The 19,788-nt window shown below is 52.8% G+C and carries 18 protein-coding genes and 1 tRNA gene; 10 read left to right on the forward strand and 9 right to left on the reverse strand.

Annotated features, from left to right (window positions below):
- The first annotated feature begins 165 nt into the window (after positions 1-165).
- From ABQ298_09980 to ABQ298_09990, 3 genes are read left to right on the forward strand one after another with little or no spacing between them, the layout of a single operon-like run.
- A complete protein-coding gene (locus ABQ298_09980; GenBank protein MEQ9824701.1) occupies positions 166-987 on the forward strand; it encodes a transglutaminase-like domain-containing protein in 822 nt (273 codons plus the stop codon).
- A 9-nt stretch (positions 988-996) separates the two neighbouring features.
- Positions 997-1,929: a shikimate dehydrogenase gene (gene aroE, locus ABQ298_09985; protein ID MEQ9824702.1), complete on the forward strand. Its 933-nt coding sequence runs from the start codon at positions 997-999 to the stop codon at positions 1,927-1,929.
- A 32-nt stretch (positions 1,930-1,961) separates the two neighbouring features.
- A complete protein-coding gene (locus ABQ298_09990) occupies positions 1,962-2,915 on the forward strand; it encodes a prepilin peptidase (GenBank protein ID MEQ9824703.1) in 954 nt (317 codons plus the stop codon).
- A gap of 32 nt (positions 2,916-2,947) precedes the next feature.
- Here ABQ298_09990 and cmoB read toward each other — a convergent pair whose 3' ends face one another.
- Positions 2,948-3,970: a tRNA 5-methoxyuridine(34)/uridine 5-oxyacetic acid(34) synthase CmoB gene (gene cmoB, locus ABQ298_09995; protein MEQ9824704.1), complete on the reverse strand. Its 1,023-nt coding sequence runs from the start codon at positions 3,968-3,970 to the stop codon at positions 2,948-2,950.
- Positions 3,971-4,087: 117 nt separating this feature from the next.
- Here cmoB and ABQ298_10000 point away from each other — a divergent pair, with 117 nt between their 5' ends.
- Positions 4,088-4,555 carry an SRPBCC domain-containing protein gene (locus ABQ298_10000; protein ID MEQ9824705.1) on the forward strand — a complete coding sequence of 156 codons (468 nt, stop codon included), beginning with the start codon at positions 4,088-4,090 and terminating at the stop codon, positions 4,553-4,555.
- Between the two features lie 253 nt (positions 4,556-4,808).
- A complete protein-coding gene (locus tag ABQ298_10005) occupies positions 4,809-5,792 on the forward strand; it encodes an NAD-dependent epimerase/dehydratase family protein (GenBank protein MEQ9824706.1) in 984 nt (327 codons plus the stop codon).
- A gap of 33 nt (positions 5,793-5,825) precedes the next feature.
- Here ABQ298_10005 and cmoA read toward each other — a convergent pair whose 3' ends face one another.
- From cmoA to ABQ298_10020, 3 genes are all read right to left on the reverse strand, one after another.
- Entirely contained in the window at positions 5,826-6,551 is a 726-nt protein-coding gene (cmoA, locus tag ABQ298_10010; GenBank protein MEQ9824707.1) for a carboxy-S-adenosyl-L-methionine synthase CmoA, read from the reverse strand.
- Positions 6,552-6,605: 54 nt separating this feature from the next.
- Positions 6,606-7,373, reverse strand: a complete 768-nt coding sequence (locus ABQ298_10015; GenBank protein ID MEQ9824708.1) for an inositol monophosphatase family protein — start codon at positions 7,371-7,373, stop codon at positions 6,606-6,608.
- A 369-nt stretch (positions 7,374-7,742) separates the two neighbouring features.
- A complete protein-coding gene (locus tag ABQ298_10020; protein MEQ9824709.1) occupies positions 7,743-8,222 on the reverse strand; it encodes a peptidylprolyl isomerase in 480 nt (159 codons plus the stop codon).
- A gap of 178 nt (positions 8,223-8,400) precedes the next feature.
- On the opposite strand from ABQ298_10020, the gene ABQ298_10025 reads away from it, so the two are divergent.
- Positions 8,401-8,476: transfer RNA gene (locus ABQ298_10025), tRNA-Ala, on the forward strand.
- A gap of 278 nt (positions 8,477-8,754) precedes the next feature.
- Here the strand turns inward: ABQ298_10025 and ABQ298_10030 are convergent.
- Complete coding sequence (locus ABQ298_10030) at positions 8,755-10,905, reverse strand: tetratricopeptide repeat protein (GenBank protein ID MEQ9824710.1); 2,151 nt, start codon at positions 10,903-10,905, stop codon at positions 8,755-8,757.
- Positions 10,906-11,096: 191 nt separating this feature from the next.
- On the opposite strand from ABQ298_10030, the gene ABQ298_10035 reads away from it, so the two are divergent.
- The gene (locus tag ABQ298_10035) at positions 11,097-11,564 is read left to right on the forward strand and encodes a hypothetical protein (GenBank protein MEQ9824711.1); all 468 of its coding nucleotides are present in this window, start codon (positions 11,097-11,099) and stop codon (positions 11,562-11,564) included.
- 84 nt (positions 11,565-11,648) lie between these two features.
- On the opposite strand, the gene ABQ298_10040 is transcribed toward ABQ298_10035, so the two are convergent.
- Together ABQ298_10040 and ABQ298_10045 are read right to left on the reverse strand one after the other, a co-directional pair.
- Complete coding sequence (locus tag ABQ298_10040; protein ID MEQ9824712.1) at positions 11,649-11,864, reverse strand: hypothetical protein; 216 nt, start codon at positions 11,862-11,864, stop codon at positions 11,649-11,651.
- A 306-nt stretch (positions 11,865-12,170) separates the two neighbouring features.
- Positions 12,171-13,382: an RsmB/NOP family class I SAM-dependent RNA methyltransferase gene (locus ABQ298_10045; protein ID MEQ9824713.1), complete on the reverse strand. Its 1,212-nt coding sequence runs from the start codon at positions 13,380-13,382 to the stop codon at positions 12,171-12,173.
- A gap of 204 nt (positions 13,383-13,586) precedes the next feature.
- Here ABQ298_10045 and ABQ298_10050 point away from each other — a divergent pair, with 204 nt between their 5' ends.
- From ABQ298_10050 to ABQ298_10060, 3 genes are all read left to right on the forward strand, one after another.
- The gene (locus tag ABQ298_10050; GenBank protein ID MEQ9824714.1) at positions 13,587-15,176 is read left to right on the forward strand and encodes a methyltransferase; all 1,590 of its coding nucleotides are present in this window, start codon (positions 13,587-13,589) and stop codon (positions 15,174-15,176) included.
- A gap of 135 nt (positions 15,177-15,311) precedes the next feature.
- Positions 15,312-16,643 (forward strand): acetylxylan esterase, encoded by a 1,332-nt coding sequence (locus ABQ298_10055; protein ID MEQ9824715.1) that lies wholly within the window; start codon positions 15,312-15,314, stop codon positions 16,641-16,643.
- A 106-nt stretch (positions 16,644-16,749) separates the two neighbouring features.
- Positions 16,750-17,730: an aldo/keto reductase gene (locus tag ABQ298_10060; protein ID MEQ9824716.1), complete on the forward strand. Its 981-nt coding sequence runs from the start codon at positions 16,750-16,752 to the stop codon at positions 17,728-17,730.
- A gap of 125 nt (positions 17,731-17,855) precedes the next feature.
- Here ABQ298_10060 and ABQ298_10065 read toward each other — a convergent pair whose 3' ends face one another.
- Both ABQ298_10065 and ABQ298_10070 read right to left on the reverse strand, forming a co-directional pair.
- Positions 17,856-18,689: a tetratricopeptide repeat protein gene (locus ABQ298_10065; protein ID MEQ9824717.1), complete on the reverse strand. Its 834-nt coding sequence runs from the start codon at positions 18,687-18,689 to the stop codon at positions 17,856-17,858.
- A gap of 53 nt (positions 18,690-18,742) precedes the next feature.
- The gene (locus tag ABQ298_10070) at positions 18,743-19,771 is read right to left on the reverse strand and encodes a VWA domain-containing protein (protein ID MEQ9824718.1); all 1,029 of its coding nucleotides are present in this window, start codon (positions 19,769-19,771) and stop codon (positions 18,743-18,745) included.
- Between the last annotated feature and the right edge of the window lie 17 nt (positions 19,772-19,788).

Genomic DNA, 19,788 nt, shown 5'->3' on the forward strand with positions numbered 1-19,788 from the left:
CCGATCATCAAAATGGACCAGCACGGACAGCCCCAAAGGGATTCTGATTTCCCGACCGACGGTTCTTGAAATCGTGCACGGGTGGTGGTAGTCTGAGTTGTTTTCAGATCGATTTGATGTCTTAACATGTGGGAAGCGAGCAACAGGGATTGGTTGGTAAAACTCATGGATGACCCTTCACCGGTCGTTCAGGAGCAGCTTTTCCAGTATTTTTCGGGAAACGAGGCAGAATCGGTGGAATTTCTGCAGGAATTGGCCAAACACCGACGCGGACTCGTTGCCTATCACGCACGGCAGTTTCTCGAGCGCATGGGCGTCGAGAATACCATTGAGGCTTTTCGATTTTTCATTCGCTCCTTCAACTATGAACTGGAGACGGGCAGCTGGTTGCTGGACCGCACAATCCATCCCCGGCTAAACATCGCACAGTCGAGTGAAATGCTCGATGAAATGGGAGTGCGCGCACTTGATCTGTTTGTCGAGCCTTGTTCGATCAAGGAAAAATGCCGGGTGATCAACCGGGTGATGTTTCATGAGTTCGGGTTTGCGGGGGATCTTGAAGAATACAAGAAGCCGGAGAGCAGCATGGTGAGCCAGGTTCTGAAAACTCGGAGGGGCATTCCGCTTTCACTTTCGATCATTTACATTCTGGTGGCAATGCGCTGTGGCGTGGATCTGCGTCCCATCGCGGTGCCCGGCAGGTTCATGGTGGGCTGTTTTTCCGAAGAAAAACCCTTTTTTATCGATGTTTTTGAGAACGGACGTTTTCTCACGGTTGCGGATGTGTTGATTTTTCTGGAGACTAACCGCATCACCTACAACGAAGGATCACTCTCTCCCGTTCCCGTCGGGGAAGTGCTGTGTCGCAGCTGCAAGAATCTGCACAATCAGTTCCTTGCGGCAGAGGACAACAAACGCGCCGACCTCTTTGCGGAATTCATTGACGAATTCGAAAATGCGTACAAGCGTGCTCAGCGAACTTCGTAACCATTTCTCATGCTCCAGATTGACGGACTTCGGTCCTTTAACGTGCCCGGCACCCACCTTGCGGTTGTGGGTTATCCCATAGCGCACTCGATCAGTCCGATTTTTCAGAATGCTGCGCTGCAAACGATGGCGCGGCAATACGCTGATCTGGCAGACTGGACCTATCACAAGATTGAGGCACCAGTGGAAGAACTTCAGCAGGTCATAGAATTGACAACATCCCGTGGCTTTCGGGGACTCAACCTTACCCTGCCCCACAAGGTTGAAGTGCTGCCATATCTGGATCGCATTGATCCTGTTGCGAAAAAAATGGGCGCGGTCAATACGCTCAGTTTTGATTCCGCTGGGGTGACGGGTTACAATACGGACGGTGATGGCATTTCGCGGGCAATTCGCCATGCGCTGGAGATCGGAGTTGAAGGCAGAGCGGTTGTGGTTCTCGGAGCTGGTGGAGCAAGCCGTGCTGCCTGTGTTCGCTTCCTTGAGGAAGGCTGTAGTGAACTGTGGGTTGGAAATCGGAGCCTACCGCGCCTTGAGTCCATGTTGGATCACTTGCGGCGTGAGTACCCGGGTCGTGCGATTCACGGTTTCCAATCCGGCTTGGAACTGCCGGAACCCAGTGAGGATGCACTGCTGGTGCAAGCGACTTCCCTCGGGTTAAAACCGGACGACCCTTTGCCTGCGGATGATCAGCTGTTATCCCGTGTTGCTTACGTGTATGACATGGTCTATGGGAGAAAGCCTACTCCACTGGTGCGTGCCGCACTTCGCCTCGGCAAACCGGCGAGTGATGGACTGCCCATGTTGCTGTATCAAGGTGCGCGCTCGCTGGAGATCTGGACTGGGTTGCCTGTGCCAGTGGAAGCGATGGCCAAAGCTGTCGCCCGGCATCATGGGAAGCTTGACAATGTGAGTGTTGCTGAGCGAAAGGCGACACCGTAGAAACCCTGAATTTGCCATCCCAAGTGTCTATCATGGAAACCATTGCCATACTCGAAACCACGGCCCCCTGGGTGATGCCAGTTGGGGTCTTTATCCTGGGTGCCTGTATTGGCAGTTTTCTGAATGTGTGCATTGTGCGCATACCGGCAGGCGAGTCACTCTGGTGGCCTCCGTCGCACGCTGCCGATGGGCGGCGCCTGAGCTGGTGGGAGAATGTGCCGATCCTTGCCTGGTTTTATTTGCGCGGGCGGGATCGTGTGACGGGCGAACCTTATAGTTTTCGTTATCCGTTTGTTGAGCTGCTGACAGCGGTATTGTTTGGAGTGTGCTGGTGGATGCACAGTCCGCTTGTTGCGCTGGCAGGCATGATCCTGCTATCCCTCTTGATAGTAGGTTCGTTCATTGACCTGGATCACATGATTTTGCCAGATGGAGTGACGATTGTTGGCATGATTGTGGGGGTGTTGCTCTCCTTCTGGATTCCGGAGATGCATTTGCCGAAGGGGCAGAGTCCCTATTTGAGTGATGGGTTTGCATCTGGCGTGATCTCGATGATTTCGGTTCTGATAGGAGCAGGACTGGTATTCTGGGTGGGGGAACTGGGCGAAGTGGCATTTCGCAAGCCCGCAATGGGATTGGGTGATGTCAAACTGGTTGGCTGCATCGGTGCTTTTTGTGGATGGCAGGGAGCCGTGTTTTCGCTCTTTGGTGGAGCGGTGATTGGCTGTGTGATCCTGTTGCCGTTGTTGCTGCTGATGAGACGCAGTCAGGGCAAGCCTGGGCTTCGACAAAACGAAGATTTGCAAAAGGAAACTGCAGGCGGAAATTCAGGGGAAACAACGGATGCGACTCTCGCGCAAGGATTAGGCATGGAGGTCCCATTTGGGCCGATGCTTGCTCTGGGTGGAGCAGTGTATTTTCTCGGCGCGGATGCCTGGGTGGATCCCTATTTTGCGATGTTGGCGGAAATGGTGTTTGGAAGGTAAGTTGCCGATTCGGAAGGATCGGACCAGAAAACTCAGGGTTTTTCTGCAAGAATGATCGCACGTTTGGGAGCCGGGTATCCCTCAAAGGTTTTCTCCAAATCGTTCGGGTCGAGAAAATTCACGAGGGATTCATAGGGCATCCAACGCGTACTGCGCTGTTCACGAATACTGGTGATGCTCTGGTGAACGGTGCGCACATTTTTGAATCCGATCTTTTTCATCCATATTTCGATGGCCTGTGCGGATGGAATGAACCAGACATTCCGCATTTTGGCATAGCGATCCTGTGGCACGAGCACCGTGTGTTCATTGCCATCGATCACGATGGACTCGAGCACCAGCTCACCTCCGCTGCGAAGAGCTTCGAACAGCCGTTGCAGGTGATCAAATGGCGAGCGTTGATGGTAGAGCACCCCCATGCTGAAGACCGTATCAAACATTTCCAGATTTACGGGCATGGACTCGAAGGGTACGGGGGCGAGTTGCACAGGTTGCGTAACACTTCCGAGGAAGTGACACAGCATTCGGTACTGCATGATATAGCGCAGGTAGGGATCAACTCCGATCACAAAACGCGCACCGTCTCCGAGCATGCGCAGGGCGTAGTAACCATTACCACAGCCCACATCCAGGATGCGTCGATTGTCGAGAGGGGCGATTGCTGCTTTGAGGCGATCCCACTTCTGGTTGCACTGCCATTCGGTGTCGATCAGGACATCGTGGATGCGAAAGGGACCCTTGCGCCATGGAATCATGCGCATGAGCAGTTCATCGATTTGACGGGTTGTGGATTCGGGTATGGGTGTATGGGAGCGTACCTTGATAACCGCCTGGTCCAGGTGAACTTCGTCAGGCTCAATCCGGGGCAAATTCTGAAACGTATCGAGCCACAGGGGTAGGTGTCCGTTGCGGGAGACCTCCAGCGCGTTCGGGATGTCTTCCCGAAGTTGGTCAGCCCAGTTTTTCCATCGATCCCCCGCCACTCTTTCGTAGAGGGGTTCGAAATCAAACAGGCCGCTTGAAAACTCGATGATCTTTTTGACACTCCAGTCCATTTATAGTGTCGGCTTGGGATATAAGTGTGGATTCTGAATTCATTGCATAACCATAAGATCATTGAAAACAACACATTAATCCCTAGCCTTCACCCTTCTGTTACTTGCAGCCACCTCATGAGAAGCATTGAACTGATCAGCATTGTTGAATCCAGCCTTAGTGATGTTTGGACGGCCTGGACGACGGAAGAAGGCCTGAATGGATTTTTTGCGGAGAAAAATCGGGTGGAATTGGCAATTGGAGGTGCGTATGAGCTGGAAGTTCATTCCTGGTCGCCAGAATTGATTCGTTCCCGTCCGACGGGAGTTCTTGCATATGTGCCGGAGCGCATGCTCGCATTCGAGTGGAACCAATTTCCTCAAGGACTGTCACTCGACGGGGGAAGCACCTGGGTGGTTGTGGAGTTCAAGGAAATGGATGATGAACTCTGCGAAGTGTCGCTGACCCACCTTGGTTGGAACGAAGGTGCAGATTGGGAGACCTGTTATCAGTATTTTCTTTCCTTCTGGCCCAAGGTATTACAGCGCTTTGAGCGCTACATGTGTGTTGGGGAGATTGATTGGAGCACGATTTCCCGCTCCTGAAGTGTCGGGTTCGTGAGGCAGGAGAGCGGTGCTTGAATGCTGTTCCGGTCAGTAAACGAATCCGTGATGATCGGCTGAAAACGTGTCGTCAAAATGGCTTCAAGTCGAAGCAAAGGAGAACATCCACGTGACCCACAGAAGATAGTCAACCGCGGGATTTGCACACGGAGTTTCCGAGTCTGCCTTAAGACGCTTTTTCCCTTGCCATTTCCGGTGCATCCTATCGAATCAGCCTTTTTAGGATTTTGCCACGATGAAGATACTTGTTACCGGAGGAACAGGATTTACTGGAAAAGCCCTGGTCAAACGATTGCTTGATGACGGCCACGATGTTGTCGCAATGGACTACAAAGAGGGTTTAAAAACGGATGAAATCCGCAAGTGGGGTGCCAAGGTCATCATCGGGAGTGTCGTGGATCGAGAAGTGGTTGATCAGGCATTGCAGGGAGTGGAATTTGTGATGCACCTTGCGGCTGCATTTCGGGAACTCAATGTGCCTCAGTCCTATTATCGTGATGTCAATGTGGGAGGAACTGAGGTGATGCTCGAGGCGTCCTTGCGCCACGGCGTTCGAAAGTTTGTGTACTGCAGTACCTGTGGGGTGCATGGGAATATTGCAAACCCACCGGGAGGGGAAGATGCGCCGATCCAACCTGCCGATTATTACCAGCAGACCAAATACGAAGCCGAGCCGTTGGTGCATGCGTATCAGGAGAAGGGTCTGAAGACCGTGATTTTGCGTCCTGCTGCGATTTATGGTCCGGGCGATCCTGAACGCTTCTTCATGATTTTCAAGCGAGTTGCAAAGGGCAGTTTTCCGATGTTCGGGAAGGGCAAGACCTTGTATCACCCGCTCTACATCGACAATCTTGTTGATGCGTTTGTCAATTGTCTGGGAGATGGTATCGGTGAGGGTGGAACCTATCTGATCGCGGATGAAGAATACATTGAGATCCGTGACCTGGTTAAGCGAGTGGGAAGATCGATGGGAGTTGACATGAAGATTCGTTACTACCCGATCCTTCCGTTGATGTTGGCGGGATATTTTTTCGAGTTTGTCTGCCGTCCCTTTAAGGTGACCCCACCGATTTTCCCACGGCGGGTCGACTGGTACCGGCAGAACCGGGCGTTTGACATCTCGAGTGCAAAGCGGGAGCTGGGTTATGACCCCAAGGTGGGTTTGGATGAAGGACTCAGGCGAACGGCCGAATGGTATAAGGCGGAGAATTACCTTTGAGGAACACTGCGGTGGTAGAATCCACTTTTGCCCTCAGGCTTTGACGGCAATCAGTGAAGTAAAGTTGAAGCATTGAAACCACGTGCAGATGCGGTCAAATCCGGCTTGATGCAAGCGTTCTTTGTGGGTAGGCAGGGATTCCGTGATCAAGGTATTTTCGAGGGCAGTTCGTTTTTGGCTGATTTCAAGATCACTGTAACCGTTTCTTCTTTTGAAGTCGTGGTGTAACTGGTAGAGCAGAGCCTCTTCTTCGACGTCGTCAAAGTGAATTTTCTCAGAAAGGATCAAGGCTCCTCCGGGATTCAGCCCCTGATGGATTTTTTGAAGCAGGCACAGGCGATCTGCCAGGGGAATGAATTGCAACGTGAAGTTGAGGATCACGACGGAAGCGTTTTGGATGGGTGTTTCGCGCAGGTCCTGTTGGTGAAGCAGGATGGGGTTTGAAGGAGGGTTTGTCTGGATTTCCTTCTCGCAACGCTCAAGCATCGGGGCTGAGGTATCAATCGCGTGAACTTCGTAGGGAACATCGCTGCGCGCATTGGCAGCAATGAGACTGCCTGCCCCCAGTGAACAGCCCAGATCATAGATGCGGCTCTGCGGTTGAACCATGCGCGAGGCAATCACTCCGATCATGGCCAGTGTTGTCCGGTAGCCCGGAACGGAACGTGATATCATGTCTTGAAAAACGCGAGCGACTGAATCGTCAAAAGTGAAATTTTCGACCCAGTCGATGGGTTTGGCATAGATATCGTCGCGCATGACAGTGATGGGATGTTGGATGAACAGGTGGGCCAGTTTGCTGCTACAGCAGTATCAGGACTGGGCAGCGATCAGATCCGCATGCGCTGCCATCCAGACATTAAAGTGCAGGGGTTGGTCCGGCCAGGCGTCGAGTTTCACGCTTGCTCCCACGGATTTGGCAAACGCGAGTCCGGCTGCGATGTCCCAAAGCTTGATGCCTGTTTCGTAATAAACATCAAAATATCCGGTTGCGACATAGGTCATGGCAAGAGCTGCGGTTCCGATCATGCGCACTTTTTTGTAGCGCAGCAGGATTTGAATATAGCTGTCCATCGAATCCATATCCCGCTTCATAGAGTGGGGGAATCCGGTTGTGAGACATGCCTTGTCGAGTGAGGTTTCCCAGTTGGGTGTGTGAGGTGTTCCGTTGATAGCGAAGGGAAGTCCCTCTCCGCCCGTGAAAATCTCGTCTCGATTGAAATCATAGACCACTCCAAGCACAGCTTCGCTACCTCGCATCAGCCCGATACTCACGCAGCATTGCGGGTAGGCCCTCAGGTAGTTGTAAGTGCCATCAAGCGGGTCGACGACCCAGTAGTATTGCTCAGAATCCCAGAGGGTGCTGTCACCTCCCTGCTCCTCTCCAATGATCGGGAAAGGACTCGCACTGCCCAGATAATCGCGAATTTTGCGTTCAGACTCCAGGTCAGCCTGAAGTTTCACATCGTGAGCCTCCTCGACGTGAATGGATCGGTAGCCTTTGGCAACCTGCTTCAGGGGTTCAGCGGCGACTTTTGCTGCCTGGATGGCAATTTCGAGATTCGTTCGAGTATCGTGCATTTTCCACATCATTTGAAACAAGGATTGAAGGCTCAATCCCTAAAATCAATGAGATTCCCAGTTCATAAGGTTCATGAGAAAAATCTGAAATATTTGGAATAAAAAAACTCGTAAACTCGAATTCTTTTTATTAATCGTAGGAAAATAATCTAAAACGTTCGAAACACTTGAGCGTTCCTTTGAATTTCAGTCAAGCGGTTGACGAATCGATAAGGAGCAACTGGCGGGCAGTTACCAGTTGCTCCTTTTTTTTGCGAAAAAAAAGCAACCCTAGGGTTGCTTTGGCGAGAGGGTGAAACTCTCTGAAAACTGCGCAGTGGATCGATATCGGGTTACGGGGTATCTTCTGTTGGATCAGAATCCTCGGAATCAGGAACGCTTTACGCTGATGCGTTGGATTTCCTGGTTTTCAACAGGACGATCCCCTCGGCCGGTTGGAGTGGTTTCGATCTTTTTCACCACGTCCATTCCAGAAATGACCTCGCCAAAGATGGTATGGCGCATTTGCAGCCAAGGAGTCGGAGCACAGGTGATGAAGAATTGACTTCCGTTGGTGCAAGGTCCGGCATTGGCCATGGCAAGCAACCCGGCACGGTCAAATTTGCAGTCAACCGTGCATTCGTCCTCGAAGGGTTTCCCCCAGATGGATTTGCCGCCCATACCAGTTCCATCGGGATCTCCTCCCTGGATCATGAACTCCTGAATGACGCGGTGGAAGATCACACCATCATAGTAGCCCTTTTCAGCATGTGTGGTGAAATTTTCACAGGCCTTGGGGGCGACTTCAGGGAACAGGTTGATTTCAATGTCTCCCTGATTGGTGTGCAAAATGACGGATAATTGACTCATGGGCTTTACTTCAACAATCCATATCGGGATTGCAACCTTTGAGCATTGCAAAGCGACTGAAAGCTCAAAATTTCAGCCTGTGGATTTTCATAAAAACATCATTTACAAGGATTCAAAACTTTCCTAGCGTTGAGGTTTCAGCATGCTATGCGTGCATTGCAAATGCTGAGAGCATTGGGGGGCTGTAGCTCAGTTGGAAGAGCGCTTGAATGGCATTCAAGAGGTCGACGGTTCGATCCCGTTCAGCTCCACCATCCTTCGCTCCTGCTGGAGCTTCGGATGGTGTACCCTCGATTCTGTTGAGCTTCCAAATTCGTGGATGAGAATGAGATGCGAAGGATGGTGGAGCCGCTCGAAGCCCGAAGGGCGAAGTGGGGCGTTTGGAAGTCGGATTTACGCGTATGGCTTCGCTCCTGTCGGAGCTTCGGATGGTGTACCCTCGATTCTGTTGAGCTTCCAACTTCGTGGATGAGAATAACACGCGAAGGATGGTGGAGCCGCTCGAAGGGCGAAGTGGGGCGTTTGGAAGCGTTCAGGCTCTGGGCAGCCGGATTGTGAAGGTGGTGCCCACTCCACATTGACTCTCGCAGGAAATCGTGCCCTGCATGGCGTCGACCAGTGCCTTGACGATTGAGAGGCCGATGCCAATGGAGGATTCTCCTGCTGTGGGCTGCGTGGAAATTTTTGCGTGTGGTTCAAAGATTCGCTGCACTTCCTGGTCACTGATTCCGGGACCCTGGTCTGTGACTTTGACCTCAAGATAATCGGATTGATCCTCAAGCTTCAGCAGAATTTCCCTGCCAGCTTCGCTGTATTTGATGCTGTTGCTGATGAGGTTGTTCAACACCTGAATGAAGGTCTCCCGATTTCCTATTGCGAGTGCACTGTCCGCTTCGGTGCAGTTTTGCAGATGCAGCTTTTGCTGTTTCAGCCGGGAGGGCGTGAGATTTTCCCGCAATGCATCACCGCAGGCATCAACGAGGTCGAACGGGGCTATCGAAAGTTGAAGATTCCCAGATTGAATACGCTCGGAGTTCAGTAGGTTGTTGAGGATTTCCATGGCGCGATTGCAGCTGGCTTCGATCATGTCCACCATTTCCATGGTGCCCTCTGACTGACGGATTTCGTCACGCTCGCGCAGCAAGCTGGAGGTGCTGAGCACTCCATGCATGGGGTTGCGCAGGTCATGAGATACGATAGCAATCAGTTGATCTTTTTGGCGATGCAGTTTTTGCAGGTCGTCGTGGTTACGCTTCAGTTCATCGTTGAGTGAATGCAGTAACCGATTTGAGCGGGCCTGGGTTTGATAGCGCAGGATAAGCAGAATGAAGAGAAAAAGTCCGACCAAAATGGTCACAATCAGGTAATAGCGAAGCGTTCGTTCCTGATCCAATTGCGTCTCACTCATGGCACGCTGGAGTTCCTTGTGTTGGAGTTCCAGGGATTGCCGTTCCTGTTCGGACTCAAGATGCTGGATGCGCAACTGCTGTTGTTCTGCATCAAACGAAGCTCTCAGCTCCTGCAGGCGTTCCTGGTTGGATTGACTGACCATCTGCTCGCGTGCGGCACTATGCTGCATCGCGTAGTCGTAGGCTTGTTCGAAGCGCCCTGCTTTTGCAAAATGATCGGCAATATAACCGAGCACCTCGATTTCCTGCAAATGCAAGCCGTTGGAACGAAACTGCTCCAACGCCTGGTCAAAATATGAAAAAGCCTTGTCGAAGTCACCACTCCCTGCATGGGCTTTGCCGAGATTGGCCAGTGCGACTCCAATGGCTGAGGGATCCTGGATCTCCGTGGCGATTTGCATTCCAATTCTTGCGTTTGCAAGTGCCTCCTCCCACTCCTCAAGTCGAATGTTCAAATCACAGAGATTGAGATATACCCCGACTAAGAGGGAATCCATCCCTGCGTTCGACCCCGTTTGCAGTGCTGCAAGATACATGGCACGCTCGCGCTCCACATCACCCTGAATGCCATAGATGGATGCGAGATTGATGCCGATGACCATGCGCATCTGGGCATCATCGGAGTCCTTGATTTGCTCATAGCAGGATTCGAGATAAGCGAGCGCATCGTCAAAGCGGCCAATCTGCAGGTAGATGTTCCCCAGATTGGCCTGCAATTTCACCAAGGAAGTAGTATCACCGAGCTGAGTGAGCAAATCGATGGCTGCTGTGTAGTGATTGATCGCTGTTTCCAGGTTGCCCTGAATGAAACCAACGTTGCCGAGCAAATTGTGAGCGGAGGCCATTTGGCGGACATCATCGATGCGTTTGGCGATGTTCAGGCCTGATTGGGCAGCAGAGGCGGCATCCTGATGATTTCCCAAGCGAAATTGAATCAAGCCCTTGAGAACCAATGCCTTGCATTTTTGGATATCGGTAAGGTCATGGGCCAGGCACTTTTCGGTCAGCTCCAGTGCTTGTTTAAAATCCCCTGCAAACAGAAGGGCTTTCCCGGCAGCGAGTAAGGTATGAATTTCCGCCTCAGTGGAAGGGTATTGCCAGTTCTCTGCAAGAAATGGGTCGAGAATCGCAAGGGCCTCGGATGGATTTTTATCTGCAAGCTGTTCGGCGTGATCCAGTACCTCCAAGTCCTGAGCGGCGGCCAGGGCAGCGCAAAGGGTCAACAGTAGACTGAAAGCGTTCCTGATGGAACAAATGGGTCGGGTAAATGCCATCCGGGAGATCTGATGCATTCCGAAAAGAAGTACACGATCATGGTCATTGCAACCTAGATTTGTGGGCGAAAGCGGAATTCTTTTTCAATGAAAGTGGTGCATGTTGAGGTGAAAACAGAAAGCATTGCTTTTGGATTGGGTTCACCCATACTCATGCGGGTATGAAGCAGCGAGATGAAGGAAGCGCGCGAATGAGTGACGAAGTCTCGGAGAGTGAAGCCAGCCAGCTCATCGAATGTTTCAAACATGATGCTCCCGCCATTCTTGCATTGCTGGAGCGGCAACTGAGCGTATTGCATACGCGTGGCCAGTTGGTCATCGGTTTTGGGTCGATTGTCATCACAACCACAGGTTTTTCGGGTCGAATGATAGCGGGAACTCATGCCACAGCACAAGTTTCCATCATTGTTGGACTCGTGCTTGTGCTTCTGTCTTGTATCTGGACGTTTCTCAAAGTGATGCGTGTCGAATGGGTCGTGAGTACCAGCCTTCAGTCGGATCTCTATCAAACGGTTCAGACGATTCTTCACTACCGCGATTCAAAAACCCGTGCTTACCGGATCGGGGGATACGGTGTTTTTGTTGGATTTGCGATCTACGTGGTGGCGATTGCAATCATGTTGCTAAACCCAGAACCCCTGACTGTCCCAGTGCGATAGCAGGGTGGGATACAGTTGTTTGTGTGAGAGCGTAAAGTAGCATTACCCGACATCATGTCATGGGCGATGTCGCGACACTGTTGCTCAATCGTAGTGGTAGCATCGATTGTTGCGCTGACCGAAAATACGGGCGGGCAACAGCATCAGGCTCCGAAACAACTCGAATAAGCCTTCAAAGACAATACCGACTACGCGAAACGGCAGGAGCATAAGCCAGATCAGGGGATAGAGCAGCAGTGCCAGTATTGCGACTGGCCACGCCAGCAAAAAGAGCAGGATCCAAAGCAGAAAATTGGTCATGGTTGAGATGTTGATTGAAGTGTTGCGAAATGTGTTGCGCTTTTTATTGCAAGGAACATGCCAGAAAAATTACGGATCGGGAGATTGTGTTGATTCCGGGCGAAAGCGGGATTTCTCCTGTTCGGATTATTAGGATTTCTGCGGTTTTGAAAGAAAATCGGGTCAAGGAATTTATGGGCAAATGCAGTTCCGATGCTGAAAGCGGGCCGAGGGGTTTGGTTATTTTGACGAAGATGCGGCGAAAAACACCAAGCCAGGTTGTTTTTATCGGTAGATGCCTCGCTGAGAATGCTTGTTGCCCGCAGATCAATGTTGTGAAGCCCGCTGCAAACGTGCCATGAAAAAACCCTGTCCACCCTGCGAATCGGGCAGCAGTGTTTGAGCTTGCTGCAGGTGGAAGTCTGGGAATGAGTTAAGGAAACTCGAAATTTGTTCGGTATTTTCCTCGTTGAGCAAGCTGCAGGTTGCATAGACCAGCGTTCCGCCGGGTTTCACGACCCAGGCGTGTCGGCGCAGCAGTTCGGCTTGTTCGTTTTGCAACTGATCGAGACGCTGTTGGGTAAGCGTGAATTTGATTTCGGGATGTCGACCGAGCGTTCCGGTGCCACTACAAGGTGCATCGATCAACACCAGATCAAACGAATCCCGCAAACGTTTCAGAGTTTTGGTCGACGTCTTCAGGCGGCTTTGCAGGCAGTGTACGCCAGCTCTTCGGGCACGCTCCTGCAGACGCTCAAGTTTCTGAGCAACAATATCCATCGCAATGATCTGTCCCCGATTTTGCATGAGTGCGGCGAGGTGCAGGCTTTTCCCCCCGGCACCTGCGCACCCGTCGAGCACGCGTTGACCCGGTTTCACCTGACAAAACGGGGCGACTTGTTGGGAGTGTTGATCCTGAATTTCGAACCACCCATTGCGAAACGCTTCGGTGTGATGGAGGTGAGTTTCACCCCTCATGCTGAGGGTTTCGGGACCCAGTTTTTGAACTGAGAATCCATTTGATTGCAGCGATTGCATCACGGCAGTTGGGGTGCTTTTGAGCGTATTGACGCGCAGCGTCGGGGGTTGGTGCTGGTTGAGTGCAGCCAGAATGGTCTTGAGTTCGTTCCCATGGGATGCCTGAAGGCGATCCCACAGAAAGGGTGAAAGGCTGTAAAAACGGGGAGGGTCGAGTTGTGCCTGGGCGAGGCGTTGTGTCCATCTGACGGGCCAGGATGCGGGGTCTTTGAGACAGGCATCGAGATCGGGCTTGAAGTCTGTAGTCACCTTTAGCAGGACATCGGCCAGGCTGGCATCCAGAGCAGGTTTTTGTTCTGCCAGAAAACACAGCAAATACCAATGCCGGAGCAGTGCTTTGGCGATAGGGAAGGTGGCAAGGATACGTGATCGGTGCTCCGGTGGTGCCTCAGCCATGAGCAGGGTGTGTGCGCCTTCAACGGTGGCAGATTGTGTAAAAACGGCGTGCAGCAGGGCTTGCAGCGAAGAAAGGTCATAGGAATCTGGGTCGATCGGGTGCACGCCTGAAATTTGTAACTCCGCATTCGCTGAGGCAACTCTGCATTCAGAAATACCCTCGATTCTGAACAGAACTCCGCATGCGCGGTTGTGCAGAAGGGACGCTTAGGACAGTTCGGATTGATCGCGATGCTGCCGGACGTTGCATGCATCGATTCCCATTGATATGCGGTTGCACTGTGCCCGGATTTGGGTGATGAATGCAGCATGTTGAGTGGTCAGGGATTGGGGAAAAAGGGGTTGAGCCATGTGCAGGAGAAATTCATGGAAGTTCCCGAAGACTGGGAAGCGTTGACGCCAATGCAGCGACTCGATCTGCTGGAGCGGGTTCGCAGTGCGTTTGACAGGCTTTCGAATCGGGAGATCTGGTTGCAGGCACTTGAGCAGCGTGTTCTTGCTTCGATGCACGCTCTACCGATTGCGGAGGCAAAACTTGTTTTCCGAGTGCTGGAGCACCTGGAGTCGGTCCGCCCGGAACTCGAATCAAGGCTGATACTGCAATTGCATGCCCCATTGGCATTGCTGGGACAGAAACTGGGAGTCCTGGGAGCTTGCGGCGGTGATCGATCCCTGAAGGCGCTGGAGGAACTGCGCAGCTCGGAGCTCTGGACGGAATGCTCATCGTTTGTACAAAAACAATGGCATAAGGCCATGGGGCGATTGCGCCGACGCCTCGCTTCTCCATCGGTCCTGGAGTTGGACAAATTGCCCTGGAATCGGAAAGTGCGCTGGGTGTTGCAATGCATTCCCGGCATGGAAGCGATGTTGGCCGACGAGATTGCTGAAAAACTGCCCTCAGAACTCATCGTGCAGCCATGGGAAACGATGAGCGGTGAGGTGTGGGTTCAGCCAGTTCGGCATGCCTTCACACTGCATTCGCTGTTGCAGTTGCGACTGTTTTCCGAAGCCCGCATGGTGCTCGTTCCACTGCTTGTCGGATTGCCGAAAGCGATGGAACCCATGCTAGAGGAAGTGGCGCAAGCATTGTCGGACAGTGCTCTTGCCAGTATCCCTGCAGCCTGCACCCAAGGACCGATACGGTTTGCGGTGCGAACTTCGGGCAAACAGCGTCCATCGGGGGCACAGCTGGCGAAGGCAGCGCGGAAGCTGGAGAAGTGCTTGAATGATTCGTCACTTGGGGAGAGGCAATGGATCAACGATCCTCGGGATGAGAATTGGGTGTTTCAACTGCATTGGACGGCAGCCGATCAATTGCTTCTGGGCTTGCAGATATCGGCAAAAGACTGGGACCTGCGGTTTGCCTATCGCATCGCGGACCTGCCGGCGGCTTCGCATCCGGTCGTTGCGGCACTCCTTGCGCGTGAAGCGTTGCCATTACTGTCGCAACGAGCTGAAGTGCTCGACCCATTTTGCGGATCTGCACTTGAACTCATCGAGTTGGGCCGTGCGCGTCCGGATCTTCGGCTCCGGGCGGGAGATGTGAGTGCGGATGCCCTGCGCATCGCGGCAATGCTTGCGGAGCGTGCACAGGTCACCCTTGAATCCATGGAGTGCAAGGATGTGCTGCAGTGGTCCCGTCAACAGGATCTGGATGCGGTTGTTACGAATCCTCCATTTGGGCGACGCGCAAAAAGTGCAGATATTGTTGAGTTATTGCAGTTATTTCTCAAAGCGATTCCGGGTTGGCTGAAACCTGGGGGAGTGCTGGTTTGGATTTCACCTCAGCCACGCCGAACAGCGGCAACATTGACGGAAGTCGGCATGCATCTCCTGATGCGACAAGCCATGGACCTGGGTGGTATTCGGGTCGAATTGCAGGTGGCGCAGAAGCGATAATCGTGAACTCAATGTTCGTGGATGAGCACTTGTGCCCAATGCAAGGCGGGTGGGAAAGGAGAGGGAAAGGTTCCTGTCAATAGGGGTGACCCAAGATTGAATTGCAACGCTAAGGAACATGGACAGAATGCGGGTATGGCCATCTTGAAAGGGTATCCCCGCATCTGCCAGCTGTTCTTGTGTTGTGTCTTTGTGAGTGCTGGAGCATTCGCGCAGGACTTGAATGAGCAGGATCGGCAGCGCATCCAAGAACTGACGTGGCAGGATCATCAAGCCATGCTGCGCATGCTCGGAATCGAGTCATTGCGACCGGGTCCATCGGGAGATCCCGATGCCCCGAATGCGGCAAATCAAAATGAACGCATGGCAGGGCCGTTTTCGGAGCTGCCGGACCCCCTTCGCTTTGACGATGGGCAGGTGGTGGATTCGCCTGCTGCATGGCGAGCAAGACGTGCTGAAATTGCTGAACATTTCGACCGTGAAGTCTATGGCAGAGTACCGGATGAAATTCCGGCGGTGACTTGGAAACTTGTGGGTACGGAGGACCGGACTCATGGGTCGGTGGCTGCCACCCAATTTCAATACACTGGTCAGATAGCATCTCCATCGGCTTCGGTGCCGGTGGATGCTGTGCTGGATCTGACATTGACCTTGCCAGTTGGCGAGAGTGAACAAGTTCCGGTGATACTCGCCTTCACATGGAGTGAGGCAATTCGGCAACGGTTCCCTGAACCCGAACCGGGATGGAAAGAGCAGGTTTTGGCCATGGGGTGGGGATGTGCGGAACTGATGCCGACAGAGCTTCAGGCTGATCATGGCGCAGGGTTGCAAGAGGGCGTCATTGGATTGCTCAACCAGGGAGAACGGCGGGATGCCGACGACTGGGGAGCACTCAGGGCATGGGCTTGGGGAGCCAGTCGGGTGCTGGATCTGATGGAAACCCTGCCTGCAATTGATGCGAAGCGGGTGGGAATTGAAGGACTTTCGCGATACGGAAAAGCGGCACTGGTGACGATGGCCTATGATGAACGCTTTGCAATTGCGTTGGTAGGATCGTCGGGCGCAGGAGGCGCCAAAATCCTGCGGCGTATTTTTGGGGAGCAAGTGGAGAACCTGGCATCAAGTTATGCGTATCACTGGTTTGCCCCGAATTTCATTCGGTACGCGGGACCCCTCTCTGTGGATGACCTTCCGGTCGATGCTCATCAGCTGATCGCGATGTGTGCGCCGCGCCCGGTTTTCATCAGCGTGGGTTCCCCTGACGTGGAGGGACAGTGGATTGACGCGCGCGGCATGTTTCTGGCTGCGGTGGAAGCGAGTCCGGTCTATGAATTCCTGGGTGCCCGAGGCTTGGAGACCGATGAGTTTCCCCTTCTGGGAACGGGCCTGCTCGACGGGGAATTGGCCTTCCGACAGCATGAAGGAGGACACACCGTTTACCCCAACTGGCCCTACTTTCTGGACTAGGCGAAGCGGTATTTTGAATCAGAAGCTTCTAATTGACCCACTGGAACCTGTTCTTTAGGGTGCATATTCCCTCGGAGTAATTTCAAGGCACAGCTTATTTTCCGTCATGCATTATCGAAAATTTGGACCTGAACGCATCAATGTATCTGAAGTCGGACTCGGCTGCTGGCAGCTTGGAGGGGATTGGACTCAGGTCAGTGACGATCAGGCCAATGACATCCTGAAAAACGCATTGGAGCAGGGTATCACCTTTTTTGACACTGCGGATGTGTATGGAGGAGGACGCAGTGAAACGCTGATCGGTGATTTTCTGAAGCAACACCGGACTGAGGTTTTTGTGGCGACAAAGGCTGGCCGCATGTCCATGTTTCCCGATCAATATTCTCGGGATGGGCTGCGCGAGTGCATAGAGGCATCCCTCCGCCGACTGCAGCGACCTGCACTCGATTTGCTACAACTGCACTGCATCCCATTCGAAGTCATGAAACAGGGCGATGTATGGGAGTGGCTTGAGGCGTTTCGCGAACAGGGCTTGATACGGCAATATGGAGCAAGTGTGGAAACCATGGAGGAGGCAGAGTGGTGCCTGGACCATGTGGAACGACTCGCTTCCCTGCAGATCATTTTCAATATTTTTCGACAGAAACCTCTGCAATCCGTCTTGGACAAGGCGGCCCATCAGCAGGTGGGGATTTTAGCAAGGCTGCCATTGGCCAGTGGCTTGCTCAGTGGGAAAATGAAACGGGAAACAAAGTTTGATCCTACGGATCATCGACACTATAATGCGGATGGTGCGGCATTTAACGTGGGCGAAACATTTGCGGGGTTGCCATTTGAAAAAGGAGTGGAGCTGGCTGCGGCCCTGGATGCTTACCGCGAACCGACGCTTCCGATGGCGATGTGGGCATTGCGGTGGATTTTGGATCACGCTGCGGTATCTGTCGTGATTCCCGGTGCATCGCGTGCAAAGCAGGTGGTATCCAATGCGATGGCTTCCTCTCTCCTGCCCTTGTCTGATGAGACTCATCGGGACTTGAGGGCATTTTATCAGGATCAGGTGCATGAGCACATTCGGGGTCCGTATTGAGGCGACGAATGTCAAAACAGATTGTGAGGGGGAACCGCCGTTATGCAGGATGCTGAACTCCATCACATGCTAAAGAGCATGGGACCTTACGGTTGAACTGAAAACTGAGTTTCTGCCGTGTGGCCCTACCAATTGGCCTCGGAATCGGTGGATTCAGAGTCGCCGGAAGTGGTGTTGAGTTCGGAGAGAGTGATTCGCTTCTCCGAGTGCTCAAGTGCATCGAGCAACAGCAGTGCTTCCTGCAGACTCAGCCGATCCGTGGATGGGGTGCCTGGGGAGGATTCCCGTGTTTTGGGAGCATCGGGCATCTTTGCCTGATCGGGGTCAGACCCCGATGCAGGTGGTTCCCGGTCGGACTCGGGGGCATCGGATTCGTCGCCGGACTGGGGGTTGGTCTCTGGGTCGGAGGGATCGGGTTCCGGTTGCGACTCCTCGGGAGAGGAGGATGGATTCTCCTGCTCTTGAGCTTGCAGCTCGGCAGCCAGTTTGTTGCGAAGCTCTCTACACCGCATCAGGTTTACCCGTCCTGCTTCTTTGTTGGGGTCGAGTTCGACGGTGTTCTCAAAAGCGACCACAGCCTGGTCGAGATAGTCCAGCATGCGAACCGTGTCGTCGGATGCGTAAAGTTTGCTCTGCTCGAAGAGAGTCACTCCGATATTGAACTCTGCCAAAGCCTGGAAATCCGGATCTTCGATGCTGAGTTGCACGGCCCGGTCGAAAGCCCGCAGGGCACTTTGGAACCGAAAGGAGTGGAAGTAGGCAATACCGAGGTTGTACTGAAAATCAGCTCGAGCTGGTTCGGTACTCAGCATGGCTTCGTAGGCAATGATGGCAGATTCGTATTCGCCAGCCAACAGGGATTGGTAGGCGTCTTCTGCAGAAGTGCGAATCGTAGCTGTAGCGATATTTGAAAGCGTCAGCAGCATGCAAAGCATGTAAGAAATGCGTAGCGATTTCATCAGTGAATGGCGGTTTTCAAAAAAGGATGGGTGATGTTGGTTCGGGAGCGAAATCAGTGTGAGCGGGAAGCGGATGCTGTGTTTTCGTTGCGTCGTGTGCCGATCGAAAATTCCAGACACAAGAGCAAAAAAGCTGCAAGCAGAGGGACCTGGTAATAGTCAACGGGGATTCTGCGCTCTTCAATTTCGGCGTCACTTGGCTGTTCGGCTTGGGGAAACAGCCAGTTGTCGAGGTGGCGTATGGAGTAGTTTTCGGATTGAAAATGAAGGGAATCCCCTCGGAGTTGGGATGCGATGCGCTGAAGCAGCTCCGGGTTTGCGCGCGAGAAAACAACATTGCCGCGATTGTCAAAGAAGTAGGGTTCGGATGCGTTTCCCTGGTTATTGGGGATCAACCCCCCTTTGGGGGTGCCGATGCAGATCGTGTTGACCTTGATTTCACGGTCACGGAGAAACTGAAGTGCCAGTTGAAGTCGGGTGGAATGATCTTCTCCATCGGAAATCAGAATGACGCGGTCGCGCTCGGGATGTTGCACGAGATCTGGAAGCATCATTAGCGCGCGCGCAATGTCGGAACCCTGCTGTTGCATGACCTCAGGTCCCTGCGTTTCGAGTGCTTCGAGCAATGCGGCATGATCTCCCGTGATGGGGCATTGAAGGAAGGCATTTCCAGCGAAGACGAGTAACCCCATTTCGGTTCCCGGGTGTCGTTCGACAATCTCGCGAATGACCAATTTAGAGCGTTCCAAACGGTTTGGGTAGACATCTTCCACCAGCATACTGCGCGAAACATCGAGAAGGATGATGACCTGATTTTTGGATTTTCGGAGATCGATCCATTGGAATCCAAACTGAGGCCGTGCCAGGGCAAGCATCAGTGTGCTGATACCGAGTACCGTGAGCAGTACCTTGATGCGTGATCGGGTGACACTGTGGTTGTTGAGTGCCTTTTCGGGAATTTCGTAGATCGCACTGAGTTGAGAAACCCGACGACGACGATGGCGTCGCGATTGCACGTAGAGCAAACCAAACAGGAACAGTGCCAGTGGAATTGCGAACACAAACTGTGGGTTTTCAAACATCAGTTAAAGCGGAAAAC

The sequence above is a fragment of the Puniceicoccaceae bacterium genome, from assembly GCA_040224245.1.
GTDB lineage: Bacteria > Verrucomicrobiota > Verrucomicrobiia > Opitutales > JAFGAQ01 > JAKSBQ01.